The 25,028-nt window shown below is 36.5% G+C and carries 24 protein-coding genes; 2 read left to right on the plus strand and 22 right to left on the minus strand.

Annotated features, from left to right (window positions below; translation table 11 throughout):
- Positions 1-38 precede the first annotated feature (38 nt).
- The 18 genes from flhB to Q5N69_RS09290 all read right to left on the minus strand — a co-directional run bounded on the left by flhB (position 39) and on the right by Q5N69_RS09290 (position 18,432).
- A complete protein-coding gene (flhB, locus tag Q5N69_RS09205; protein ID WP_304368598.1) occupies positions 39-1,169 on the minus strand; it encodes a flagellar biosynthesis protein FlhB in 1,131 nt (376 codons plus the stop codon).
- Positions 1,169-1,951 carry a flagellar biosynthetic protein FliR gene (fliR, locus tag Q5N69_RS09210; protein WP_304368599.1) on the minus strand — a complete coding sequence of 261 codons (783 nt, stop codon included), beginning with the start codon at positions 1,949-1,951 and terminating at the stop codon, positions 1,169-1,171. The genes flhB and fliR overlap by 1 nt, the downstream gene beginning before the upstream one ends.
- Positions 1,951-2,220: a flagellar biosynthesis protein FliQ gene (fliQ, locus tag Q5N69_RS09215; RefSeq protein ID WP_304368600.1), complete on the minus strand. Its 270-nt coding sequence runs from the start codon at positions 2,218-2,220 to the stop codon at positions 1,951-1,953. The genes fliR and fliQ overlap by 1 nt, the downstream gene beginning before the upstream one ends.
- Positions 2,220-2,942 (minus strand): flagellar type III secretion system pore protein FliP, encoded by a 723-nt coding sequence (gene fliP / locus Q5N69_RS09220; protein ID WP_304368646.1) that lies wholly within the window; start codon positions 2,940-2,942, stop codon positions 2,220-2,222. The genes fliQ and fliP overlap by 1 nt, the downstream gene beginning before the upstream one ends.
- Before the next feature lie 58 nt (positions 2,943-3,000).
- Positions 3,001-3,453 (minus strand): flagellar biosynthetic protein FliO, encoded by a 453-nt coding sequence (gene fliO / locus Q5N69_RS09225; RefSeq protein ID WP_304368601.1) that lies wholly within the window; start codon positions 3,451-3,453, stop codon positions 3,001-3,003.
- Positions 3,454-3,463: 10 nt separating this feature from the next.
- On the minus strand, positions 3,464-3,856 hold the full coding sequence (gene fliN / locus Q5N69_RS09230) for a flagellar motor switch protein FliN (protein ID WP_304368602.1): 393 nt from the start codon (positions 3,854-3,856) through the stop codon (positions 3,464-3,466).
- A gap of 76 nt (positions 3,857-3,932) precedes the next feature.
- On the minus strand, positions 3,933-5,000 hold the full coding sequence (fliM, locus tag Q5N69_RS09235; protein WP_304368603.1) for a flagellar motor switch protein FliM: 1,068 nt from the start codon (positions 4,998-5,000) through the stop codon (positions 3,933-3,935).
- 108 nt (positions 5,001-5,108) lie between these two features.
- Entirely contained in the window at positions 5,109-5,657 is a 549-nt protein-coding gene (gene fliL / locus Q5N69_RS09240; protein ID WP_304368604.1) for a flagellar basal body-associated protein FliL, read from the minus strand.
- Positions 5,658-5,735: 78 nt separating this feature from the next.
- Positions 5,736-7,865: a flagellar hook-length control protein FliK gene (locus Q5N69_RS09245; protein ID WP_304368605.1), complete on the minus strand. Its 2,130-nt coding sequence runs from the start codon at positions 7,863-7,865 to the stop codon at positions 5,736-5,738.
- 107 nt (positions 7,866-7,972) lie between these two features.
- Positions 7,973-8,413, minus strand: a complete 441-nt coding sequence (gene fliJ / locus Q5N69_RS09250; RefSeq protein ID WP_304368606.1) for a flagellar export protein FliJ — start codon at positions 8,411-8,413, stop codon at positions 7,973-7,975.
- A gap of 72 nt (positions 8,414-8,485) precedes the next feature.
- Entirely contained in the window at positions 8,486-9,841 is a 1,356-nt protein-coding gene (fliI, locus tag Q5N69_RS09255) for a flagellar protein export ATPase FliI (RefSeq protein ID WP_304368607.1), read from the minus strand.
- A gap of 29 nt (positions 9,842-9,870) precedes the next feature.
- The gene (gene fliH / locus Q5N69_RS09260; protein ID WP_304368608.1) at positions 9,871-10,650 is read right to left on the minus strand and encodes a flagellar assembly protein FliH; all 780 of its coding nucleotides are present in this window, start codon (positions 10,648-10,650) and stop codon (positions 9,871-9,873) included.
- On the minus strand, positions 10,650-11,708 hold the full coding sequence (fliG, locus tag Q5N69_RS09265; protein WP_304368609.1) for a flagellar motor switch protein FliG: 1,059 nt from the start codon (positions 11,706-11,708) through the stop codon (positions 10,650-10,652). The genes fliH and fliG overlap by 1 nt, the downstream gene beginning before the upstream one ends.
- On the minus strand, positions 11,701-13,407 hold the full coding sequence (fliF, locus tag Q5N69_RS09270) for a flagellar basal-body MS-ring/collar protein FliF (protein ID WP_304368648.1): 1,707 nt from the start codon (positions 13,405-13,407) through the stop codon (positions 11,701-11,703). The genes fliG and fliF overlap by 8 nt, the downstream gene beginning before the upstream one ends.
- A 76-nt stretch (positions 13,408-13,483) precedes the next feature.
- Positions 13,484-13,825 (minus strand): flagellar hook-basal body complex protein FliE, encoded by a 342-nt coding sequence (fliE, locus tag Q5N69_RS09275; RefSeq protein WP_304368610.1) that lies wholly within the window; start codon positions 13,823-13,825, stop codon positions 13,484-13,486.
- Positions 13,826-14,092: 267 nt separating this feature from the next.
- The gene (locus Q5N69_RS09280; RefSeq protein WP_304368611.1) at positions 14,093-15,436 is read right to left on the minus strand and encodes a sigma-54 dependent transcriptional regulator; all 1,344 of its coding nucleotides are present in this window, start codon (positions 15,434-15,436) and stop codon (positions 14,093-14,095) included.
- The gene (locus Q5N69_RS09285; RefSeq protein WP_304368612.1) at positions 15,423-16,646 is read right to left on the minus strand and encodes a PAS domain-containing sensor histidine kinase; all 1,224 of its coding nucleotides are present in this window, start codon (positions 16,644-16,646) and stop codon (positions 15,423-15,425) included. The genes Q5N69_RS09280 and Q5N69_RS09285 overlap by 14 nt, the downstream gene beginning before the upstream one ends.
- Positions 16,647-16,965: 319 nt before the next feature.
- Positions 16,966-18,432 carry a sigma-54 dependent transcriptional regulator gene (locus tag Q5N69_RS09290; RefSeq protein ID WP_304368613.1) on the minus strand — a complete coding sequence of 489 codons (1,467 nt, stop codon included), beginning with the start codon at positions 18,430-18,432 and terminating at the stop codon, positions 16,966-16,968.
- A 549-nt stretch (positions 18,433-18,981) separates the two neighbouring features.
- Here Q5N69_RS09290 and fliS point away from each other — a divergent pair.
- Both fliS and Q5N69_RS09300 read left to right on the plus strand, forming a co-directional pair.
- On the plus strand, positions 18,982-19,380 hold the full coding sequence (gene fliS, locus Q5N69_RS09295; RefSeq protein WP_304368614.1) for a flagellar export chaperone FliS: 399 nt from the start codon (positions 18,982-18,984) through the stop codon (positions 19,378-19,380).
- Positions 19,380-19,721, plus strand: coding sequence for a hypothetical protein (locus tag Q5N69_RS09300; protein ID WP_304368615.1), 342 nt, complete (start codon positions 19,380-19,382; stop codon positions 19,719-19,721). The genes fliS and Q5N69_RS09300 overlap by 1 nt, the downstream gene beginning before the upstream one ends.
- A 14-nt stretch (positions 19,722-19,735) precedes the next feature.
- Here the strand turns inward: Q5N69_RS09300 and fliD are convergent, their stop codons facing one another.
- The 4 genes from fliD to Q5N69_RS09320 all read right to left on the minus strand — a co-directional run bounded on the left by fliD (position 19,736) and on the right by Q5N69_RS09320 (position 24,952).
- Entirely contained in the window at positions 19,736-21,154 is a 1,419-nt protein-coding gene (gene fliD / locus Q5N69_RS09305) for a flagellar filament capping protein FliD (protein ID WP_304368616.1), read from the minus strand.
- A 99-nt stretch (positions 21,155-21,253) separates the two neighbouring features.
- Positions 21,254-21,649 carry a flagellar protein FlaG gene (locus Q5N69_RS09310; RefSeq protein ID WP_304368617.1) on the minus strand — a complete coding sequence of 132 codons (396 nt, stop codon included), beginning with the start codon at positions 21,647-21,649 and terminating at the stop codon, positions 21,254-21,256.
- Positions 21,650-21,796: 147 nt separating this feature from the next.
- A complete protein-coding gene (locus tag Q5N69_RS09315) occupies positions 21,797-23,275 on the minus strand; it encodes a flagellin (protein ID WP_304368619.1) in 1,479 nt (492 codons plus the stop codon).
- Positions 23,276-23,491: 216 nt separating this feature from the next.
- On the minus strand, positions 23,492-24,952 hold the full coding sequence (locus Q5N69_RS09320; protein WP_304368621.1) for a tetratricopeptide repeat protein: 1,461 nt from the start codon (positions 24,950-24,952) through the stop codon (positions 23,492-23,494).
- Positions 24,953-25,028: the final 76 nt, after the last annotated feature.

The following is a 25,028-nucleotide window of genomic DNA, read 5'->3' on the forward strand; positions in this document are numbered from 1 at the left end:
GAGGGAATTAAAATAACTTCAGAGCATGAGAAATAGGATTAATATTTGAATTCATCCGGAATGGGGAGATTTTTGGCAAGCCCCTTAGGACGTTTAGCTTTACCTTTTTTATGCTCATTTAATTGATAAATAAAGGCTAGTACTTGTGCGACAGCAGCAAACAGTTCTTCAGGTATATTTTTATTCACTTCAGCAGTGTAATAAAGAGAACGAGCAAGTGCCGGAGATTGTAGAATTTCTACTTCATGTTCTTTCGCGATAGTTCGAATATGAATAGCCATTTCATCAATGCCTTTCGCCACTAGCATAGGCGCACCGCCTGAAGCAGGATCATATTTAATCGCCACAGCGTAATGTGTGGGGTTGGTTATAACTACATCAGAGTCAGGTACATCTTGCATCATTCGTCGTTGTGACATTTCATACTGCGCACGTCTTATTCGACCTTTAATTTCAGGGCTACCTTCGGTATTTTTAAACTCGTCCTTAACTTCTTGCTTAGTCATTTTTAACTGACGATTATGCTCCCAAACTTGGTAGGGTGCGTCGATAGCAGCAATAATTCCAATGGATAATGCCAGTGCTAAAAACATCCACAAAAGCATTGAGGTAGCATGTTCGAAATTAATAGGTGTGGCTTCTAAACTTAAACCTAAGATTTCTTCAAATAGCCCAGCTAACAAAATATAAGCAACAATAAATACCACAAAGAACTTCAACAAAGACTTAACAAACTCTACGATAGCCTTAACGCCAAACATTCTTTTAAAACCTTCAATTGGCGATAACCTACTGGCTTTAGGCGCCATGGCTTCGGCAGAAAAACTCATTCCACCTAGCATGGTATTCCCGACAAAAGCAGCAAAAACTATAATAACGAAGATCCACATAAGAGGAGAAATGATGTCGGTTAGCGTGCCCTGTAACACAGCAAATAATGCATTCATATCTAAAGACTCTTCACGAGATAATGTGAAAAGCCGTTTCATGATATTACTTAATGATTCAACTAAAGCACTCCCTACGATCATAAGCGCTACAGCACTGCCAACCAGTACAAACATAGTGCCTAAATCTTTAGAACGTGCAACTTGACCTTTCTTCTTGGCATCAGCAAGCTTTTTCGCCGTGGGTTCTTCTGTTTTTTCACCACTATCAGACTCAGCCATTAAATCACCTGACAGTCTATAAGGTAGCAACTAAACTCAAGCGCTCGTTGCCACTGGATTTGAAAATGAGTAAAGAAGTTACCCATGGTTAACCACATAATTAGTAAACCTGCACACATGGTTACAGGAAAACCAATAGCAAAAATATTTAGCTGTGGCGCAGCTCGAGTCATAACCCCAAAAGAAAAGTTAATTAATAACATAGCAGTAAGTGGTGCGATAGAAAGAGATAATGCACTAGCAAACATCCAACCGCCCCACTCCACTACTTCACGAAATTTAGTGCTATCAAAGCTTTCAGCGGGAATAGGAATAGTATCAAAACTAGCAACAACAAATTGTAGATAAGCCAAATGCCCATCCATAACCCAGAACAATAAAGATGAAAGAATAAGAAAAAATTGCCCAACAGCTGGCACATTCATACCACTAGCAGGATCAACTAATGATGCAAAACCTAAACCTGTTTGCATAGCAATAATTTGACCTGCTAACACAAAGGTTTCCACCACTAAGGTAGTAACAAAACCAAGCATAATACCAATGATTACTTGTTCGCCAATAAGTAACGCTGTAGCAAGAGAGAAAAGATTTCCTACATTTGTTGGCGGAATTGCAGGCATAACAGCAACAGTTACCACAACCGATAAGCCTAATTTAATTTTAGTAGGAATAGTTCTAGCACCAAAACCAACCATACTCATGATTAAGGCAGAAATACGGGTAAAAGGAAGAATAAAATCCGCTATAAATTGATTAACAACAGCGTCGGTATATTCCATTAGCTAACCACACTGGGAATACTACCTATTAAACGAATGGTATAGTCCATTAATTGCTGAACTAACCAATGCCCACCAATAATCAGAGAAAGTAAGGTAACCACTAAACGAGGTAAGAAACTTAAGGTTTGTTCGTTAATTGACGTTGCCGCCTGAAAAACAGCAACCAGTAAACCTACAAGCAAACTTGGTATTATTACCGCACATACAAGCACAATAACTAAAAACAAAGCATCACTTAGAATGTCTACAAAAACCTCTGGATTCATTAGCCGGCTCCCATCCCATAACTTGTAGCAATAGTACCAATAACTAAATTCCAACCATCAACTAACACAAATAACATTAATTTAAAGGGCAGAGAAACGATCATGGGTGATAACATCATCATACCCATTGCCATTAATATACTTGCCACCACTAGATCTATAATGAGAAAAGGTATAAATAACATAAAGCCAATTTGAAATGCTGTTTTTAATTCGCTTATCACAAATGCAGGCACTATAACCGTCATCGGTAAATCAGTGGGTTCGTTTACTTGTTCAATGCCCGCCATTGCTGCCAAAGTATCTAAATCTTTAATACGTGTTTGCTCAAGCATAAAAGCTCTCAATGGTACTTTAGCTCTATCAATAGCTTGAACTGAAGTTAGTTGATCTTGCAAATAAGGTTGAATAGCTCGAGCATTAATTTCGTTATACACCGGAGTCATAATAAACAAGGTCATAAATAACGTTAAACCAACTACCACTTGGTTAGAAGGTGTTTGCTGTAAGCCAATAGCTTGTCTTAAAATTGCCATCACCACGAGTATTCGTGTGAAAGAAGTCATCATGATCACCGCAGCTGGAATAAAGCTGAGTGCCGTCATGAAAATAAGAATTTGAAGGGTTACTGAGTATTCTTGGGAGCCATCTGGATTAGTAGTTAACTTTAAAGCCGACATACTTAAATCTTCGGCATAACTCACGCCACTGAATGTCAGCATAGAGATAAGAATAAATACAAATAAAGCTAAACGTTGATTGACCATTTTTGTCATAAGTTTAATCATTCTTTTTGAGGCCATTTTTTATCATGTTGAAAACATTCTTATCGAACATTTCAGAAGTGCTTTTGCCTGTATCTAGTGGTGTATCTAAAGTATCAAGTAAGTTAACTTGGTTTGCAGTTACGCCTAGAACCAATTGCTTAGCTCCAACTTGTACCACAACAACACGCTCTTTAGATCCTAAATGAACACTAGACACAACTTTTAACGCTTGTTGCCCACCTTGAGCCGTTATTTGAAATTTCTTAAGTATGTAAGCACTAACAATAACAACTAATAATACAATTAATAATGATAAAATCATGGTAGCAGCATCAGTGCTAGGAGAAACATGTTTTCCTACTTGTACTGTTTTTTCTACAATAGGCTCTACTAAGGGTTTAACTGTTTCTTCAGCAAAACCAGCTGCTGTATAAAATAGGCCTATAAAGCCAAAAAATGCTCGCATTAATAATCCATTATTTAAGTTTTTTAATACGCTCTATTTGACTGATAACATCGGTTAAACGAATACCAAACTTGTCGTTCACCACAACAACCTCGCCATGAGCAATCAAGGTACCGTTTACCATAACATCTAGCGCTTCACCTGCTACACGATCTAATTCTACAACTGAACCTTGGTTTAATTGTAATAGGTTACGAATACTAATATTACTGCGCCCTACTTCCATTGATATCGTAACGGGAATATCTAAGATTGCATCGAGTTTACGTTTTTCATCACCCGTGATAGGCGCTTCAGCTTCTAATTCATCTAACTCAACAGGTTTGGCATCAGCAGCTTCTGATTCTGCTTGCTCTTCCATTGCTTCATCCCACATTCCTAAATCTTCATTGTCATCGCTCATCGCCATTGACCTCTATAATATTTTTATTTAATTCTGTATCTACAAACACACCGACATTGGCGATATGCGTATAAGGTTAATATTCTAAATCATCTTCGAGTAGATGAAGTTCTGCGTCACTGTCTAAACGTTTGCCACCTTTAGTTAAAATGGTTAATTCATTTTTAACTGATTCAGGACGCTTAATTTTAGATTCAATTTTTAAAGCAAGATTTTCACGGCTGCGGCCAAGTTTAGCTCTAAAGCTTGGTAAGTTTTCAACGAGTACGGTTACATGCTCAGGCATATCAATAGGAATAATATCTCCCGCTTCAAGCTCCATAATTTGAGAAAGAGGTAAGTTTACCTCGATAAACTTAGTGGATATCTCAATAGGCACATCCATAATTTCATCGCGTAATGCCTTAGACCAGCGCATATCAGTGTCTTCTTTATCACTTTGAACACCGGCATCCAACAACTCTCGAATGGGTTCAAGCATTGAGTAAGGCAAAGCAACATGAAAATCACCACCACCACCATCAAGTTCAATATGGAATGAGCTGATCACAACAACTTCAGTTGGGCTGACAATATTCGCCATTGATGGGTTAACTTCAGAATCTAAATACTCAAAAGAAACATCCATCACGGGCGACCAAGCTTCTTTATAATCTTCAAATATTAATTTAAGTAACATTTGAATAATTCGGCGTTCGGTTGGTGTAAATTCTCGACCTTCAATTTTTGCGTGATATCTCCCGTCACCACCAAAAAAGTTATCAACAAGAATAAATACAAGTCGAGCTTCCATGGTAATTAGAGCTGTACCTTTTAGGGGGCGAAAACGTACCATATTCAAACTTGTTGGAACAAATAATGTATGAACATATTCGCCAAACTTGATCATTTGAATGCCGTTAATTGAGACTTCGGCCGTTCTACGCATCATATTAAATAAGCTAATACGCATATGGCGCGCAAAGCGTTCATTAACCATTTCGAGGGTAGGCATACGCCCACGAACAATTCTATCTTGTGATGAAAAGTCGTAGTCAGACATACTACCTGAGTCGGCACTATCCTCTACTAGCTCTTCTTCTTCAACGTCGTCAACACCGTGTAATAGCGCATCAATCTCGTCTTGCGATAATAAATCACTCACTTGATAGTCTCTTTATAGTTATGATATTTCAATTTTTTCAACATAATCTTAGAATATTCATTTCTGCCAATTGTTTACTCTACCTAGTAGTTGTTAACCGCTGAATAGCTACTGCATTACAAAACTAGTAAATAGTACTTCTTCAACTATTTTTTTGTCTTCAATATCCATAAATTCTTTTTGGATTTCTGTTAATGCTTTTTGCTTTAAAGACACTTTGCCTGCACTTGTCGCAAGATCATCAGCATTCGATTGAGAAAATACAGCAAGCAATACACTCTCGATTAAAGGAATATGTTTTTTAGCGGTTTCTTCGTCGTCACCACCACGTACTAACAATTGCACTCGAATTTCAACAAATCGATCTCGTGCTGCACCCGGCACATTAAATTTAAATGGAGCAGGTACAGGAACATAAATTGCGGTGCCAATTTCTACACTAGAAGATCCAGAGCTAGCTTCAGAATCACCAGCTTCACCACCATTTAATGCAGCTTCAACTTGTTCTGGAGTAGGTTCGTCACTACCTCCCATAAAGAAAAAAGCGCCTGCGCCTGCCGCAGCCAAAACTACAACAGCAACAATAATGATGATTAATTTCTTTTTACCACCACCTGCATTATCCAGTTCTAACTCTTCTTCTTTATCATCTGCCATTTTTGATCCTTAAGCTTATACATACCAATGGTTTAACTATAGCCTTGAATGGCTGTCTAGCCAATGTGTTTTATACAATTAAACGTAGTAATCAACACCAGTTGATGAAGCTTTAAGCACTTTTGCGTTTTCGCTATTCATAGCGCCCTCTAAAGCTCCCTCTTCACCATTCTCACCTTGAGCAGCAGAACCTTGATTGCTTTCTCCGTTCATAGCTGATTGATTAGAATCTTGCTTAACATTAGCATCACCAACATCAACACCATTATCAGCCATCATATGTCTTAATCTATCCATATTTTGTTCAAGCGCTTCTTTAGCTTGTTGGTTTTGTACAACAAAACTAACGACTGCTTGCTCATTTTGCATATTAATACGAACTTGCATGCTGCCCAGCTCTGGAGGATCTAATTGAATATCGATTTGCTGAATCTTCTGATTGATCATCACCATAACTTTATCTTTTACTGCATCGGTAAAATCTTTGCGCATAATAGAAATAGTTTCAGCTTGTTGTATAACAGTATTCTTTTGCGTTTGTGCTAAATCGGCAGACAATGTTTGCATAACGTTTTCAAAAGAGTGTTCGTCTTGCATATATCTTTCGCTATCTGCAGCGTCATTGGCTTCTGTTTGAGATAATGTATCAAATAATGGATTTATCGCTTGGTTTAGTTTTGTATTATTAGCTACATTATTAAGTGGGCTACTTGTTGATTTTGCTTCTGACATTAATAATTCATCTTTAGCCAACTCACTAGCTTCAGCTTCATCAGAGCTATCAACAGATTTGTCTGACAAACTATCAGCAACACTAGCTTGAACCGAATCTTTATTTTTTAAATTAACTTGTTCTGGTTTAAAAGCAGCTTGATTAATGCCATTGAACTGACTTTCTTTAGAGTCACTTTTCGCTGTATCTAATTGCTCAGCTTCTTGCGTGTCAGTTAAGTCAGCACTAGATGACTTCGCTAAATCTTGTGCATTATTTAAAATAGTTGTTTTGCTATCTGTTTTTGTTGCTTCTTTATTTATTGCTTGCTCAGTGTTTTGAGACTTTAGTTGAGTTAAAATTTGTTCGTTAGTTAAAGCCTTGTTAGCCAATGAAGTTGCTTCTTCGTCTAACGTTTCAACAGCTTCATCTGATAATTGAACGCCATTAGTTATCTTACCTATTGAAGATTCTGAGTTAGCCTTGGTAGATGATGAAGTTACTTGTTCGTCTAACGTTTCAACAACTTCTCCTGATAATTGAACGCCATTAGTTATCTTGTCTATTGAAGATTCTAGTTTAGCTTTGGTAGATGATGTTAGCTCTTCTTCTGAAATAACGTCTTTACTTCCTTCACCTAAAGCTTCCTGAAGACCCGACAATTTAGTTATATCGGCTGATTTATTCGAGCCAAGTTCTTTGTTATTAATTATCTCGTCGCTACTTTCTGATGATTTTGATTTAAGTAATTCGTTTACTTTGTTTATCACGTCTAAATCACTCTCATCTTTCTGTTTTGATAAAGATTGCGCAATAAGGGTTTTATCCGTTTTTAATGATAATTCTTCGCCAGTTTTTGGCTCAACTAATTCTTTAGAAGTTACTTGTGAAGTAGCTTGTTCAACAAGTACTTTATCTGTTTTTGATGCTATACCAGCACCTGAAGTAATAGGAACAACTGGAGTTACTGGATTCTTTTCGGCATCTTCAGAGCTTGTTCCATCTTTACCACTCAACGCCTTTTCTGATGCATTAAGGAAAGACAAAAGCTGTTCAGGGTTGGTAAATAAGTTGGCGTCATCTGATGTACCAGAACTATCTAACAGTAACTCGGAAGAGTTTTCATTTTTAGCTTCTGCGGCTTCAGTTTTGTTTAACTGGGCTTGAGTATATAAGTCAGTTTCGCTGCTATCTGTAGTATCGGTGGAAAGGTTTTCGGCGTCTGATTTTGGGCTTTTTATTTCTGTATTATTTTCGCTATTCTTTTTTTCTGCCTCGGCTATATTCTCAGAATTGTTATTATCTCTAATTTGATTTTGCTCTTCATTGCCGGCTTTAGCTGCATTATTGCCGCTTTTTTTGGACGCTTTGTGCTGCTCCATTAAATTAGAAAACACTGATGAACTCTCTTTTTCATAACCAACTGAGTTACTACTTAGTACTTTACTATCAGTACCTTGAGATAATTCCAATGTTAGATAATTCATATTAGACATAAATTTTCCTGCAAAAAGTTACTTTCATTACTTTTATTTATTACAAATAAAAACCACGTTACTTAAAGTAAAGCAAAACGCGTTCCAATAGGTGTTTGATCTATATATTATCGATTCCTTCGGACGAACTGTTGAGTAGCTATCTCATCAAACATTTTCTGTTCTTTCTTATTTTCAATCATCGCTAAACCTTTTAGCTTTTTGTCTCGCAACAGTTCAACGGCTTGTACTTTTTGCCTTTGCAATAACCACTCTCTCTTACATTTTTCTACCATGGCTTTTGCTTGATTTAAGGCTATTTCGACTTGTTGTGATGCATTGTCTAGTTTTTTAATGAAGGCGTGAAAGTGACTAAAAGTATGACTATTTATACCTTCAACAGAACGTTGCTCTAATCGTTTCATGTATTCTAATCGGTAGTCGCTAACACTATTTAAACGTTGTAAGTTTTGTTGGTAATCAGATTCTGCTTGTCGTAAATTTTGAGCAGCTTTATCAACTTTATCTTGCTCAAATTTGTGTAGCGTATTCAGTTGTTTCATTGGCATTACAAATCTCCTTCAAGACATGAGTAAAAGCAAAAAGTAAAAACGAGGTCTTTCATAAAAATAAACATATGTTTATTGACCTTGTTGAGCATGCGCTTGGGCTGCTGAGATAATTTCTTGTAATTGACTTAAGCTTTGTTCATAAGGAATAATTTCTGAGGTTTTCTGCTGTAAAAAGAAATTAATAACGGGTAATAAAGTAATAGACTGATCGATGCGAGGATCGCTACCTTTACTGTAAGCGCCAATCGAAATAAGATCTTTGTTTTGCTGATATAAGGAATAAACTTGCTTTAACTGCCTTGCAAGTTGTTGATGCTCAGGTGTCGTCACCATAGGCATTACACGACTAATGGACGCTTCAATATCAACCGCTGGATAATGACCAGAATCAGCAAGGTCTCTTGATAATACAATATGACCATCTAAAATGGCGCGAGCAGCATCAGCAATAGGATCTTGTAAATCATCACCCTCTGTTAATACGGTAAAAAAAGCTGTAATTGAACCTTGCCCTTCTCCACCATTACCTGCCCTTTCAACCAATTGCGGTAACTTTGAAAACACTGAAGGCGGATAACCTTTGGTCGCTGGTGGTTCACCAACAGCCAATGCAATTTCACGTTGAGCCTGAGCATAACGAGTAATTGAGTCGATCAGCAGTAAAACGTTTAAACCTTGATCACGAAAGTACTCCGCAATTTGTACCGAAGTTTCACAACCTTTTAAACGCATTAAAGGTGAGTTATCAGCAGGTGCAGCAATAACAACTGAACGTTTACGCCCTTCTTCACCAAGTATTTCTTCAATAAATTCTTTAACTTCTCGGCCTCGTTCTCCGATAAGCCCCACAACAATAACATCAGCCGTTGTGCCTTTGGTCATCATACCTAAAAGCACACTTTTACCGACACCAGAACCAGCAAAGAGTCCCATGCGTTGACCTGTACCTACCGTTAAAAAGCTATTTATAGCGCGAACGCCAACATCTAAAGGTTCGGTTATGGCACGACGCGATAATGGATTAATCGGTTTTCCGCTGTATTGATAAGATTCGGGCTGTTTTATTGGGCCTTTACCATCAATAGGTTTACCGACACCGTCAATAACACGACCTAATAGCTCCATTGAAAAAGGTAATCGAGCTTTAGTTGCTAAAGGAACTACGCGAGCGCCAGGTAAAACCCCTTGAAGGCTTTCTTCTGGCATAAGATAAGTTTTGTCTTCTTCAAAGCCAACAATTTCAGCAATTAAGTCACCGTTAGAGGTTTCAACTAAACATTGGCTGCCAACAGGTGCTTTAACACCTACGGCTTCAAGGGTTAAACCAACAACACGCACTAATCGACCCGCTACAGAAACTTTGTGTGGGTTGATCATGGTTTGGCAGTTTTTAAGTCTTTCGGTGATGCGGTTATAGTCAAGCATAATAGTTTTTTGACGTTATGACCTTTTACTTATTGATGTAATGCATCCTGCAAAAATGATTCCAATACGTCTGTCATACGTGATTTAATGCTGAGATCAACATTTGATGTGCTATTTTCTATTTGGCAGCTGCCTCTTTCTAGTTGCGGTGCTGCGAGTAATTTCCAACCTTGCTCTAGTATATAGTCGCTACCAAACTGTTCTTCTACTATTTTTATGTCGTCGGGATGAATAAGTATTTGCGTTTTTGCTTCTTGGCTCGGTAATATTTTGATGCCTTCACCAATAGCCGCAGTAATAATATCTGGGTTAGTTTTAGCTTCTTGTAAGGTGATTGCTTGTGTGAGTTGCACAACTAAATGCAAAAGTTGTTCTTCTATATTTTTTTCAACATTAGCTAAAGGTGTATGTAATTGTTGAATAAGCACTTTCCATTCTTCAGCTAAAGTATCGATAACTTCTTTACCTTCCGTTATCCCTATTTCTTTACCTTCTTCATGACCTGATTTTAAACCTTCTTCTTTGCCTGAACTTAAACCTTCTTCGTAGCCTTTTGAGTAACCTTCTTCTTTACCCTGATTAAAACCTTCTTCGTGGGCTGCTTGACGAATCTCTTCAATGTCTTCTGCCGTTAAAGGTTCAGGTTCGTCTACTTTGACTTCTTCTGGTGGTTCATACTTCCATGTACTTTTTCTACCTAATGCATTGGTTTTATTCTCATCACTAGCCTGCTGAGTTTTTTCAACATGTGGAATAGACCAAAGATCAGTCTCTATTTCAGTCGATCCTTTTACGATTTTTTGGCTCATTATAAGAACTCATCTCCGCCGCCACCGCCGCCAAGCATAATTTCGCCAGCGTCAGATAATTTACGTGCTATAGCAAGAATTTCTTTTTGTGCTGCTTCTACTTCTGTAATTCGAACAGGCCCCATAGCTTCTAAATCATCAGCCATCATTTCAGCTGCACGTTTAGACATATTAGCCATGATTTTGTCTTTAAGAGCATCATCTGCACCTTTAATGGCTTTCATTAATGAATCTTGTTGAACATCTCGAAGTATAGCTTGAATACCACGATCATCCACATCAGCAAGGTTTTCAAATACAAACATCAGATCTTGTATTTGCTGGCTCATCTCTTCGTCATGTTCACGAATAGCATCCATTAAGGCGCCTTCTACGTTGGTATCTAAGAAGTTCATAATGTCTGCAGCAGCTTTTAAACCGCCCATTTTGGCTGACTGTGCACCCGCTTGACCAGCAAATTGTTTCTCCATGATCTCATTCAATTCTTGCAATGCTGCGGGTTGAACTTCTTCAAGGTTAGCAATACGCATGGTTAAATCTAAGCGTACTTTGTCAGCAAATTGACTTAAAATTTCAGCTGACTGATCAGGTTCTAAATAAGATAAAACAATGGTTTGAATTTGAGGATGCTCATTACGAATAATGTTAGCTACTTGTTTAGAGTCCATCCATTTTAATGAATCTAAACCTTTAGCTCCGCCGCCCATAACAATTTGATCAATTAGATTACCAGCTTTATCCTCACCTAATGCTGCGGTTAATGCTTTACGTACAAACTCTTCACTTTGGAAACCTATGGTACTAAAATTCTGAATTTCTTTAATAAATAACTTGTGTACCGCCGTTATTTTTTCTTGCGTAAAATCTTGCATAGCCGCCATGCTAGTACCTACTTGCTGTACTTGTTTTGGCTCTAGGTGTTTTAAAATTTGCGCAGCATCTTCCTCAGACAAACTTAATAGTAAGATAGCGGCTTTTTCTGTTCCATCTAGTTTATCTACATCAAATCCCGCAGGGGCATTTGCCATAGGTGCTAGCTCTTGGGATTGATCACTCATCTTCAACTAACCAACTTTTAACTACTTGAGAGGATAATTCAGGTTCATTTGCAACTAGAGCCCGAACAGCTTTTAAAATATCTTCGTCTCGATGTAGGTCTGGTAATTGTAAGCTACCATCAGGGGCGAAGCCTACTGCGCCTGCATCGAATTCTGTGGTTAACATATCCATAGTTTCATCACCTAAATCAATATGACTATCAAGTGATTTGTCACCGTAGTCATCTGGTGATTGGTCTGGATAAATTAAACGTTTCAGCATTGGACGAACTACAGCCATAATCAAAACAATTATAACAATTGCGCCAAGTACTAGTTTTAGCATTTTCAAGAACCACGGCTGCTCGTACATTGGTACGGGTACTTCAGCAACAATGTCTGCACGAGAAAACGGTAAGGTAATAACCTCTAGTACATCTCCACGCTGTAAGTCAAAACCTACGCTACCTTGTAATAAACGACGAATATTAGCGATTTCTGATTCACTTCTTGGTGCATACGAAATAGATGGAGCGCCAACTTCATCGCCATCAGCATTAGGCTCTGCTGGTGTTGCCGTTGATAAATAGTCTAGTGCAACTGAAACACTTACGCGACGAATAATACCTGTCTGTTGTTTAGTATGGCTTATAGCTTCATCTAATTCATAGTTTTTAGTTGATTCTAAATGATTTCTGCTAGGCATTGCTCGGGTTTGCGCACCACCCGTAGCATCTTCAGGAATATCTGACTCTAAAGGAGGCTGATTTGATAGTGCTCCAGGAATACCACCTAACATGCCACCTATGGTTTTATCTTCTACTTTCATTTCGCTGCGCAATGCAGGTAAATCTGAATTATAACGACGTTGTGTTTCTTCAGTATTAGTGAAATCCATAGTTACATCAACTTGTGCAGTGTAATTACCTAAACCAACAACGGGTATAAGAATAGAATCTATTTTATTCATATATTCAGATTCACGTTTTTGTTCTATTTCAAACTCTTTACGTGAGCGAGATGAAAGAGAGTCTTGTGAACCTGAGTTTAATAAGCGACCATTTTGATCGGTAACGGTTACTTTACTTGGAGTTAAGCCTTGTACTGCCGAAGCAATAATATCGACAACAGCGTCAACTTTTTCTTCAGGTAATTGACGACCTTTTTGTAAAGTAAGTACTACAGTGGCTGAAGGTGATTTAACGCGTTTAGCAAAAATATTATCTTTAGGAATAGCAAGTAGTACTTTAGCGCGAGTAATTGATTGTAGCTCTTCTATTGTTCTAGCTAGTTGTTGCTCACGAGAATGTTTAAGGCGTTCACTTTCAAGACGTTGGCTTACACCGAAGCCCATATCTTCCATAATAATTTCATTACCTTCTACTTTCTCATTAGTTAAACCTTCACGAGCAAGAAGTAATTTAACATCTTGATAATCATCAGCGGGAACTGAAATAGAATTGTTTTCTTGAATGTAATCAACTTTATTCGCATCAAGGTAATCCATTGTTTTGATTAATTCTTGAGTTGGAAGTTTGGCAATTACACGGTATTCAGCTTGATTTGCCCACATGATCACGAAGATGGCGATAACTAAACAAATAGCCAAAGCCATGATTAGCGTAAGTTGTCTTAGAACATCAACGTTACCAAGTGCTGATGCAAAGCCTGACTTTTGCTCTTCTGAAATGCTATCTGAGCCATCATCGGCTACTACCATTCCTGTGTTATCAACTGTATCAGCCACTTAATTTCTCCGCCAATTTCGAATAAGGATAATGAATAAAGGGAAATGCCTAAACAGGCATATTCATGATTTCTTTGTAGGCTTCTACAAATTTGTTACGTACTTGAACGGTAGCTTCGAACCCAATACTGGCTTTTGATGCTGAGATCATAGTTTGCGCAAGGGTTACATTAGGATCGCCCATCTCAAAAGCAGTTCGCTCAGCGCCTGCAGTTTGTTGGAGGTCGTTTACTGAATTTACGGCATCTTTTAATAAATCACCAAAATTACTACCTGACTTATTTACAGCCGGAATTGCGTTATCCGATGTAATAGCTTGCGTATTATGGTTCATTGCCTCTAAAGACATACTTTGCATTTGAGCAAATAAAGAATTTGATTTGATATCCATAGTATTCTCGCTTGTGTCAATTTCTTGATGTTTATTCTGATACTAGTGATAAAGCAATCATAATGCCAAGGTAGAAATATAAATTTACATTAGTAATTAGTCTAATATTTTCAATGAGATAAAAACATAACCTATTGGAATAATTAAACTATAGATAATAAAAAACCCAGTATTTATCTACTGGGTTTTATGTATTTATGCTTAAGTTAGTTTCAAGATTAGTTAATCAATAAACAATAAGCAGAAAGTAGCTAAAATGTTTGTCCTTTATGCTGGTATTTGAATACCTGAATCACGCATTTTAGCTATTTTATAACGCAGTGTTCTTGGGCTAATGCCTAAGCGCTCAGCAACATTTTTACGACTACCCTGACACGCATTTAAGGTATCTAAAATAATTTGATGCTCTTGAATTTTCAACTCATTACCTAACTTATCATCAGATGTAACTTGCGCTTCATTGGCAGTTGGTAAAGTAGTTGTTTCAAACTGTTCAATAAGTAGATCAGAAGCATCAATTACATTGTTACTATGTAAAATAAGTGCTCTTTGGATCACATTATCAAGCTCTCGTACATTTCCAGGCCAATCATAAGCAGTTAACTTGCTACGGGCGGCGGCTGTAAATTCTGGGATAGCATCTGAACTTTTTTGTGCTATGCGTTCCACAAGATGTTTAGCTAAAGGTAAAATATCATCTCGTCTTTCTGCTAACGCCTTCCAAGTTAATGGAAATACATTAAGTCGATAATATAAATCTTCTCTAAATACACCTTCGCCAACAGCTTGTTTCAAATCACGGTTACTTGTCGCAATCACTCTTACGTCTAACTTAATAGTTTTACGACCACCTAAACGTTCAACTTCACGCTCTTGTAATACACGTAATATTTTTGCTTGTAAGCCTAAATCCATCTCGGTAATTTCGTCTAACAAAATAGTACCGCCTTGGGCTTGTTCAAACTTACCTGGCGATGCTTGAATAGCGCCAGTAAAAGCACCTTTTTCATAACCAAATAATGTTGCTTCTAACATATTCTCAGGGATCGCAGCGCAATTAATTGCAACAAAAGGGTTTTCACTTCTATCTGAGTTGTAATGCACATACTGAGCAAGTACTTCTTTACCAGAGCCACTCGGACCTAAAACCATAACCGAAGCATCTGTAGCTGCAACTTTTTTAGCAAGAGACAACAATTCAATACTTTTGGCATCAGCCACAACAGGTTCAAATTGATTAGGAATTTCAAGAGGCACATATTGATTAACTGTATTTAACAAAACCTCAGGTGAAAATGGTTTAGCCATATAGTTACTTGCGCCATCTTTCATGGCTTGAACCGCATCGTCGATAGTTCCGTATGCAGTCATAATTAATACGGGCATTTGTGGTAAATTATTTTTAATACTTTTTAATAAGCTTAAGCCTGACATACCGCCCATCTGAACATCGCTTACCACTAAATCTACTTTATGATTTTTAAGTTGTAATAGTGCGACTTCTCCAGACTCAGCTTCAATACACTGAAACCCTGCGAGCATTAATGTATCAACTAAAGCTTCTCTTAATCCTGAATCGTCTTCAACGACTAAAATCTTACTTGTGTTCATTAGCTTTCTCCATTGGTGAAGCATGAAAACTGCTGACTGATGAATGTTGTTCAGCTTTATTTACTTGAGCTGACTTTTGATTATGGGTTTGTTTAATCGTAGTTTCGAGCAAGGGTATATGAATACAGAAATGTGCGCCTTCACCCGCTTGACTCACTAACTTAACATCGCCTTGGTGAGCATTAGCAACTGATTTAACAACAGCTAAACCTAAACCAGTGCCTTGCGAACGAGATGTGTAAAAAGGTTCGAATATTTTATCCGCCAGCTCTTTATCAATACCTTTGCCGTTATCGCGAACACTTAACAATGCATAACCATCTTTACAATAAGAAGTTAACTCAATTTCAGCACCTTCTTTAATCACTTGAATACTATTAAGCACTAAGTTTTGAATTGCGCCGACTAATGCACTTTGATTACCTAAAATTTGACAATCGGTTTCACATAATTTGAAGGTGATTTTTGCATTTTCTTTTTTAACAATGGCATCAATCGACTGAACTGAATTCTTCAGAAGTTCATTAATTGATAAAGGCTCTACCACTTGCTGTTTACCACTTTTAGCAAAAAGTAGCATATCGTTAACTTGTTGTTCTAAATCTTGCAATCGAGTCATCAACTTTTCTTGGAAACTTTCTCTCGATTCAGCAGTTATTTTTTTATTCTGTAAATTAGCACCGTATAACATAGCCGCAGAAAGTGGTGTTCTGATCTGATGAGCAAGTGTTGATACCATTCTTCCTAAAGAAGAAAGGCGTTGTAGCTGGCCTAATTTATCTTGTAGTAATCGAGTTTCAGTTAAGTCGGTGATCATAATAAGTTGACCTGGTTGATCACCCAATGCAGTGATTTCTAACTTAACTCTGCGGCCATCATTTAATGACACTTCATGCCAATCATCAGCACGCGGTTTAAAAGACCGTTTGATCACGTTAAACCAAGGCTGACCTAAAATAGGTTCATCAAGTAATTCTCGAGCAACATCATTAATTTTTACAACAACACCATTACCATCAAGGATAATCATGCCTGTTGGCATAACATCAATGACTTGATTGAGTTGCTTGATTTGTTCTTTCAACTCGGAGATATCATCAGTATTCGAATGCAATTTTACATTCGCAGATGGTCCACCTGCATAGAAAGAAAATGTACTTTGTTCAAATGTATTATTGATGTTTGTTACTGCTGATGTTGCATATGTCATAATGGATCACTCGATTATTGATTACATATACAACAAAGCATTTACCGTGCCAAACAATAAACACTTAAAATACAACAGATTAAAAAGAAAAACCTATTAAAAATGAAAAAAATTAAAGGTCAATTTTTTGGCTAGAAACTAAATTACCTTCATTTATCCATTAATAATTTCATATATGAACGTTAGCTACTGAAAGTATCGACACGGTAATGAATTGCACTAGTTATGTGGATGTTTATTAGGTGTAAAAAAAAGATAACTTAATCCTGCGAAGGTTACGTTATCTCTTTTATGAAGATTATATGGGAATACTTTAAAGCTATTTCTGTAAGCTATATTTACGCATTTTTTCAACTAAGGTTGTTCTACGCATACCTAAAGTTTCCGCAGCTCTAGCAACAACCCAATCATTAATATCTAATGACTGAGTCACCAAAGACACTTCAAGTTCAGCTAAATAATCTTTTAGGTTAAAACCTTCTGTAGGTAAAATAGTAATACTCTCTGTTCCGTTTACATCTTCCAAAGCTAAAGATGCTTCTTCTTCATCTGTATCTTCGTAGTCAAAGCCAGCAAACATTTCGTTAATTGCATCACGCTCTTGCAATTCTTCTGGATAATCAGGCTCATAATCTTCTACTTCTACATGACGATATTTGAAAGGTAACTGCCCTACATTAACGACTTGCTCGCCATACATGATAATCATCCGCTCAATCAAGTTTGAAAGTTCTCTAACGTTACCTAACCACTGATGCTCTTTTAAAGATTCAATGGCTTTTTCAGTAAAGCGAACGGTGTGACCTTGCTCAGCAGTAAAACGAGATATAAGCTCATTCATTAATAATGGAATATCGTCTTTACGTTCTCTTAATGCTGGGGTTTCAATAGGAAAAACGTTCAATCGGTAATAAAGATCTTCACGAAACTCATTAGTTTTGATCATTTCTTCTAAATGTTGATGCGTAGCAGCAATAATACGTACATCAGCTTTAATACTTTTACTTCCACCTACACGTTCAAATGTGCGTTCTTGAAGAACACGCAACAACTTAACTTGCATAGGTTGAGGCATATCACCAATTTCGTCTAAAAATAAAGTACCACCTTCAGCCATTTCAAAACGCCCTTTTCGGGTTGAAATAGCGCCAGTAAATGCACCTTTTTCATGACCAAATAATTCACTTTCTAATAAATCAGGAGGAATAGCGCCACAATTAACGGGAACAAAAGGCCCTTTAGTGCGGTCAGATAAATTATGGATGTTACGAGCAACAACTTCTTTACCCGTACCCGATTCACCTAAAACTAAAACATTCGCCGAAGTACTTGCTACTTGCTCAATTAAAAATCGAACTTGTTGCATCGGTTCACTGGTTCCTACTAATGAGCGGAACAGTACATTAGGACAATTGTCTCGGCGTTTATTAGGTAAGTTATTATGGTAATGATGGCTGTGATGTATCAACTCGGTTAGCTGACCATAGTTTAATGGAACCGATAGTTCACCAATAATGTTGCTGAATCGCTCTACTTGAGATTTATCGATTAAGTCATGATAAATAAATGGGCAAGCAGGATGAGATTTTATGATGGCAGCAATTTGATCCGAAATTTCTCCGCATACAACTACCGCGAGAATATTTGGAACATCAACTAAGTATTTAACAATGTCAGATTCTGGAAACACATGAAAGTGTTCACCGACAAATGCTAATACAGTTTCTATTTGATTTCTTCGTTCCGAGTCATTGTCGACAACGAGAATATATTTCTGCCCTTGCATAACTTCCTGAAGCTTATTTTGTTATTAATATGCTTTTAGTATTGACGCGCTTTAGTGAATAATCAATAAAAAATTGACACTTGTTGTCAGTTATTTGACTTGTGTTAATTTATTATTTTAAAGATGTTAATTTATTGTTATATATAATTATTTTAGTTTAAAAAAGCATCATTAGATTTATATTCTTATATTTTAATGACTTTATAACTCATAGAAAGCACCTTGCTATCCAACAAAAATTGAGAAATCACTTAAAGAAAACCCAATCCTAATAAACATAAAGGGAGATATAAGTTTAATTTAATTAAAAATAAAGGCATAAAAAATGCTTAATAATTTGTGACGTAAATTTAACCAAAACAATTTAGTGTTTACATATTAATATTGAAGACTCTATTCATTAATAAATAAGCTTTAATGAATAAAAACTCACTAAGTTGTTTATTATATTTTATATAAATTGTTATCCAGTACATTGCAGGCGTTTTTTCTTTGATGATGTATACTGATAACTTGCTTGTTAGTTAAAAGTAATAATTGGAATTTCCTATGACTCATATCTCTCTTAAAAAGTACAAACAAACCACAGTAAGTGCCGCTAAAGAAGCTTCACCTTATCAACTTGTGGCTATGCTTTTTCAAGAACTACTTGGCAGCATTGCTTCAGCTAAAGGCGCTATTGAACAAAAAAACTTAGCTAGAAAAGGTGAGCTTATTTCGAAAGCGATTACCATTATTTCAGTGTTGGAAGGATCGATTGATTTTGAAAATGGTGGTGAAGTTTCTAACAATTTGGCCGCGTTATATAACTACAGTTCTGAGCAGTTACTGCAAGCTAATATAAATAACAGTATTGAATTGCTTGATGAAGTTATTCAAATTCTTTTACCTATTAAAGCTGGTTGGGATTCTATTCCTGCTGAAGCTCAAACCTCTGTAAGCTTCTAATGTCTGACTCCTTCTATCAGCAACTAAATCAGATCATTACTTTGTCAGAAAAAATTTTATTATGGCTAAGTAATGAGTTTGAACAAACAAATAACGATGAAGAAGAGTTGAATGCTGAAGAGCTATTAGCATGGAATTTAGAGCGAGATAAGTTAATCAAATTAACCTTTAATGAAGAGCAGTCTGAAAATTACAGCGAACATTTAACATTGATTAATCAGATGGTAGCGCTTGATAATCAATTAACTGAACAAGCTGCAAAAAATAAACTCGTACTAAAAACAAGTTTACTTAAAATGAAAAAAAATCAAAAAGCAGCAAGCACCTACAAAAAATATTAATTTATAACTTTTCGTTAGCTATCACTTCTAACTACACCAGGCATATTATCTAACTGAGCCTGCACATAACTGCTTGTAGAGTTAAGGTTGGCAACCAATAAATCCATGGCATTATACTGAGCTAACAAACGGCTTTCTAAATTATCCATTTTTAGTTCAAACGATAATCTGTCTTCGTCTATACGTTCTAATTGGCCTGTACGACTATCAATACGACTTTGAATCAACCCACCTGAATCAGTATAAAAGCTCATCAAGGTATCCATTGACGCTGCAAAGCCTGGTTCAGAATCAGTACCAACAAAAAACTCTTGAATACCGTCAACGTTCTCATCAATAAAGGTATTTAAGTCTTCACTATCAAGACTCAATACACCGTATCTATCGGTTCTAACACCTAATTGTGAAAGTGATGAACTACTGTCTTCTCCTGAAGAAAACGAAGTACTTAATTGACTACGTAATTTACTCATTAAACCACGAAGTAAAGAATCGCCGGCCATTACGCCTACACCATCAGCACTTGAACTACCTAAGTTATTTGATAATTCTAAAAGCTCATTATAGCTTTCAATAAAACTATTCAAGCCTGAAGCTATATTACTATTATTTTCAGATATGCTTATATTGCTATTATCATCGTCTTCGTCGTGGGCTTTCTTAACAGTAACATCAATACCATCAATAACTTCAGTAAAGGTATTAGTAGAGCTTGTAGCAATAATACTACCATCTAGTGTGATTTGTGCGTCTGATGCCGCTATAACTTCAGTCATATTAGTGGCAAAATTTGGTTCTAAGCTATCAGGTTGATAAGCTAATCTAGAAAGACCCGTATTATCGGTATTATTGCTGTCACTGGTATCGTCAACAGTTATAGTAATCGCACTTTCTAACCCCGTTTCTTTTGACGCCAGCACTAAATGCTGGCCATCAACACCTGTAACAATAGTAGCTATTATAGATTCATTATCAGCACTGTCATTTATAGCGTCTCTAATGTCAGATAGTGTATCTGTATCTGATGCAACAATATCAAAGCTATTTTCACCTGACGCAAAAGTGAGTGTTCCTTCACCTAAAGCATCTGTTTCAGTAAAAGCGGCTGACGATAACTTATGTTCTGAAGCTAAAGCATCTACTTTAATAGAGTAACTTCCTACTTCAGCATCTTTTGTCGATGTTAATGATAAGTATGAATCACTACCAGAAGCTGTTCGTTGTTGATAGTTATCAGCATCAGATAAGCTTTCAATGGATGCTTGAACCGTTTCTACTGCAGATTTTAATGCGCCTACCGCAGAAATATCCGTGGTATATTTTGCTTCTTGAGTGTTTAATCGAGATTCGAAAGGTGTGCGTTCCGCACCAACAAGTGCATCAACTATGTCAGAAACGGCTAAACCCGATCCAATACCTGTAAATGATAACATAACAACTTTCCTCGAATTAACGCCCTAGCTCATATACTTAAGCATCAACGTAATAAAAACAAACTAATAAATAATTAAACTAATGAGATAAACGTAAAATTAAACTTCTTCGTTAATAAACGATCCCGTAGCTTCTGAAAGTTTAGACACTAAATCTAATACTTCTTCAGACGGGTATTGTTTTATAACATCGCCATTGGTTTTATCAACCACTTTAATGACATCTCGACCTGAATCTTTATCGACAACAAATTCAAGACTTTTACTCATTTCACCAACAAAATCCTGCAATTGTTGCGCCACCATTTCTAATTGCTTAACAGAAAAGTCAGCTTTAGGTACGTTATCATTGTCTTTACTTTCAACGCTTACTGGTTGAGATTGTTCTGTTTTTTTAGGTTCAATATTTTGACGATCAATGTTACCGAGGTTATTTTTAGTATTTACTTCACTAACACTGGGATCAACAACAGAATTATTACTAATAGTATTCATAATCGTGTTCCTTATTCAACTTTCTACACTATTTACAATACTCAGCAAAACGGTATAAAGCGAAAAAGGAAGACGCTATCTAAGATAGGTCTTCCAAATTATTTTGAGTAATTACTACATCACTCAACTATGTAGAAACGCTATCAATTAACCGATTAAGCTTAGTGCTGCTTGTGGTAATTGGTTCGCTTGCGCTAAAATTGAAGTACCTGCTTGTTGTAATATTTGGTTCTTCGTCATTTGTGCTGTTTCAGTCGCAAAATCAGTATCTTGAATACGGCTACGTGATGCAGATACGTTTTCTTGGATGTTTGCAAGGTTACTAATAGTGTGGTCAAAACGGTTTTGAATCGCACCTAAGTCAGCTCGTTGACTATCTATTTGAGCAATCGCACCATCAATAATATCTAAAGCACTTTGTGCACCGTCTTGTGTTCCTAAGTCAACTGAATCTACATTAACACGTGTTGATGTAGTCGCTGTAGTAGCAGCAGCTACACTCGTAGTACTAGACGTTGTAGAGAAAGATTCTGTAGAGTTTAAACGGACAGTACCAGCTATAGTTGTAGAGTCACCACCAGTTGCTGCGCCATCTAGAGTAACTGCACCAGCACCATTGACCTCACCAGCGTAGTTCATCCCAGTAACAGTAACACTTCCACCTGTTACATCTTCAATTTTAATATCTGCACCTGTTTCATCAGTAAGAACAACACCATCGTCTGTTACCGTTGCAGAAACGCCTGTACTACTTGTTTTTTCATTAATAGCTGATGCGATTGAAGAATAATCCGTTGGACCTTCAGCATTGGCAGATATTGTTGAGCCATTTAGTTGAAATGATGTTTGTCCTGCAGAAAAACCAGACAATTGAGCTTGTGACCTTGCATCAGCCGTAACACCAGTTTCAGCTGAATCAGCATTAATCGAATCTGCAGCAGATGCAGCAGATGCACCGGCTCCTATTGCAACATCAACAGCTGCACCACTCTTACCTGTAATAGAGAAAGTTGTTGCGCCAACACCGTTGGTAGCAGTAGTGTTTGCAGCTGCATCAGCTACCGCCGCCCCAACTTGACCAAATCCAGTTACACCTTGAAGGTCTTGACGTTTAGTACCAATATCATTGGCAGCAATACTACTTAAACCTAATGAAATTGTTTCGTTAGCATTAGCGCCTACTTGGAATGATTTAGTACCAAAAGTACCATCTAATAATTGTGTATCACCAAACGAAGTTGTTTCTGCAATACGTGTTAATTCTGTTTGTAATTGACCTACTTCTTTTTGTAGTGCTTCTCGGTCAGCTGCTGAGTTTGAACCGTTAGCTGATTGTAGTGCTAAGTCACGCATACGTTGTAATATGCTGGTTGACTCTTGCATTGCACCTTCAGCCGTTTGTGCCATTGAGATACCATCGTTAGCATTTCGTTGCGCTACACCTAAACCGTTGATTTGAGATGTTAAACGGTTTGAAATTTGTAGACCAGCCGCATCATCTTTAGCACTGTTAATACGCATACCTGATGATAAACGTTCCATTGAAGTTGCAAGGTCAGAACCAGATGCAGATAAGTTACGTTGTGCGTTAAGTGAAGATGTATTAGTGATTACTGATAAAGCCATTTTAAAACTCCTAATTACTATAATGTAATATGTTGGTTAATTTTAGTCAGGCGCTTTACAAATTATTCATCAAGCTCCCGTTCTAATTACAGTAACGGCAGCGCCAAAAATAACTTTAATCTTTTTTTTAATATAATTTAAAATTGTATTTTATAAAACAAACAAGGTGTACAAGTTGTTGTTTTTATTAAAATATTTAATATTGATAGGCATTTTTTAATTATTCTTTATCATACAAGAAAAAAGTTTGGGCACCGCATCTGGGGCTATATGGATACTATCTATATGATATTTTAGGTTGCTCTGACCATCATCATTAGTAAGTGAATATACATCCAACATATTTACTTTATTTGTTTTACATGCATTCTTTAGTGACTCATTAAAAGAGAATATTACATCCTTAAATACTTGCTGTTCCTCTTTTGCAAGGCTGTTAACATGATAAGGGTGAGGTGCAGGAACTCCATATAAGATTATTTCTAAATGATAATGTTCAGCGATTGCCTTTAATGTGTCTACATATTTAACGAGCATATTATCAATAACTTTTTTGGGTTCTTCACCTGACTTTAAACAATACGCATAGATACCTTCATTATTACGACAATCAATTTCTCCAAAACCCAGAACTACCTTACTACCTGGAGTGAGGCCATCTAAGAGTGAAGCTAAGCTCACTTGGTATTTATTTTCATTTTTAGAAATCAAATGAAATATTTTAGCTCCAAGCACAAACAAAGAGCGTATCTGATATTCTTCTTTATTATATTCAACGATTACACCATTAGGAGCAAAACCATGGCTTTCTGAAATAAAGTATATTTCTTTAACTTCGTTTGTTTTTTTAGGGAGGTAAAGCTCAGTCCTTGCATTTCTAATTACAAGTAATTTTTTAATGTAACGGTGAAAGATTGCCATATTAACTATATTGTCGGATAAGTGCTCAAATTCATAAATCTTTTGACTAAGTTCAATCGACTGACTTGCTTCATCAAAGTTATAAAAAAGCCAGAATATTATAGCTCGTCCTACCAACAGCTCACACAGTTCATGTTCTGGTAATGACTGACTCATAATCGCCATATTTGCAACTTCAATAGCATCTTGATAACGATGTGAATATATTTGGATTTTAAATATTTGCCAATAAACAGATGTTATACTTTGATCTAGCGAGAGTGAATTCATCAAATATTCTTGTGCCTGTGCAAAGTCACCATCGTCGGTTAGTAATATACCTAAATTAAGTTGAAACTCTGCTTTTAAAGGCTCTAATAAGATAGCTTTTTTATAATTAGCAACTGCACTTAAATTATCATTAAGCTCGACTTGACATGTAGCAAGGTTATTAAGAGCCTCAGGCATTAGAGACTCTATAGATAATGCTTTGATATACGATTTACTAGCTTTTCTGAAGTCATTATAAGATAAGTATATATTCCCTATATTATTATAAGTTGATGCATGTTGAGGCTTAATTGAAATAGCTTTCTCAAATAATATAAGTGCATTTTTTAAATTGCCAGTAGCCTGGTAATTTAAAGCTTTAATTTGCAAAGCGTTAAATAAATTAGGTTTTTTTTCTAACAACTTATCACAAATATCAAGGGACTCTTGGTACATTCCTTTTTTATATAAAATTTCTGCTTGGTTAATATTGTTTTTAATATTCATAATTATTTCAATACCTATTTATAAGTGAACTCTTACATCATTACTCACCAAAAAATGGATTTTTTCTTCACAAACT

The organism is Pseudocolwellia sp. AS88 (genome assembly GCF_030551755.1).
GTDB lineage: Bacteria > Pseudomonadota > Gammaproteobacteria > Enterobacterales > Alteromonadaceae > Pseudocolwellia.

Excerpts from the sequence above, each read along its gene's own strand:
- fliI (WP_304368607.1), bottom strand. The coding sequence starts at position 9,841 with ATGCTTGACTATAACCGCATCACCGAAAGACTTAAAAACTGCCAAACC.
- Q5N69_RS09320 (WP_304368621.1), bottom strand. The coding sequence starts at position 24,952 with ATGAATATTAAAAACAATATTAACCAAGCAGAAATTTTATATAAAAAA.
- Q5N69_RS09300 (WP_304368615.1), top strand. The coding sequence starts at position 19,380 with ATGTCTGACTCCTTCTATCAGCAACTAAATCAGATCATTACTTTGTCA.
- fliG (WP_304368609.1), bottom strand. The coding sequence starts at position 11,708 with ATGAGTGATCAATCCCAAGAGCTAGCACCTATGGCAAATGCCCCTGCG.
- Q5N69_RS09310 (WP_304368617.1), bottom strand. The coding sequence starts at position 21,649 with ATGAATACTATTAGTAATAATTCTGTTGTTGATCCCAGTGTTAGTGAA.
- fliP (WP_304368646.1), bottom strand. The coding sequence starts at position 2,942 with ATGCTGACATTCAGTGGCGTGAGTTATGCCGAAGATTTAAGTATGTCG.
- flhB (WP_304368598.1), bottom strand. The coding sequence starts at position 1,169 with ATGGCTGAGTCTGATAGTGGTGAAAAAACAGAAGAACCCACGGCGAAA.
- fliR (WP_304368599.1), bottom strand. The coding sequence starts at position 1,951 with ATGGAATATACCGACGCTGTTGTTAATCAATTTATAGCGGATTTTATT.
- fliO (WP_304368601.1), bottom strand. The coding sequence starts at position 3,453 with ATGCGAGCATTTTTTGGCTTTATAGGCCTATTTTATACAGCAGCTGGT.
- Q5N69_RS09315 (WP_304368619.1), bottom strand. The coding sequence starts at position 23,275 with ATGGCTTTATCAGTAATCACTAATACATCTTCACTTAACGCACAACGT.
- fliN (WP_304368602.1), bottom strand. The coding sequence starts at position 3,856 with ATGAGCGATGACAATGAAGATTTAGGAATGTGGGATGAAGCAATGGAA.
- fliL (WP_304368604.1), bottom strand. The coding sequence starts at position 5,657 with ATGGCAGATGATAAAGAAGAAGAGTTAGAACTGGATAATGCAGGTGGT.
- fliJ (WP_304368606.1), bottom strand. The coding sequence starts at position 8,413 with ATGCCAATGAAACAACTGAATACGCTACACAAATTTGAGCAAGATAAA.
- fliE (WP_304368610.1), bottom strand. The coding sequence starts at position 13,825 with ATGGATATCAAATCAAATTCTTTATTTGCTCAAATGCAAAGTATGTCT.
- Q5N69_RS09285 (WP_304368612.1), bottom strand. The coding sequence starts at position 16,646 with ATGACATATGCAACATCAGCAGTAACAAACATCAATAATACATTTGAA.
- Q5N69_RS09280 (WP_304368611.1), bottom strand. The coding sequence starts at position 15,436 with ATGAACACAAGTAAGATTTTAGTCGTTGAAGACGATTCAGGATTAAGA.
- fliF (WP_304368648.1), bottom strand. The coding sequence starts at position 13,407 with ATGGTAGTAGCCGATGATGGCTCAGATAGCATTTCAGAAGAGCAAAAG.
- fliD (WP_304368616.1), bottom strand. The coding sequence starts at position 21,154 with ATGTTATCATTTACAGGTATTGGATCGGGTTTAGCCGTTTCTGACATA.
- Q5N69_RS09245 (WP_304368605.1), bottom strand. The coding sequence starts at position 7,865 with ATGTCTAATATGAATTATCTAACATTGGAATTATCTCAAGGTACTGAT.
- fliH (WP_304368608.1), bottom strand. The coding sequence starts at position 10,650 with ATGAGCCAAAAAATCGTAAAAGGATCGACTGAAATAGAGACTGATCTT.
- Q5N69_RS09290 (WP_304368613.1), bottom strand. The coding sequence starts at position 18,432 with ATGCAAGGGCAGAAATATATTCTCGTTGTCGACAATGACTCGGAACGA.
- fliS (WP_304368614.1), top strand. The coding sequence starts at position 18,982 with ATGACTCATATCTCTCTTAAAAAGTACAAACAAACCACAGTAAGTGCC.
- fliQ (WP_304368600.1), bottom strand. The coding sequence starts at position 2,220 with ATGAATCCAGAGGTTTTTGTAGACATTCTAAGTGATGCTTTGTTTTTA.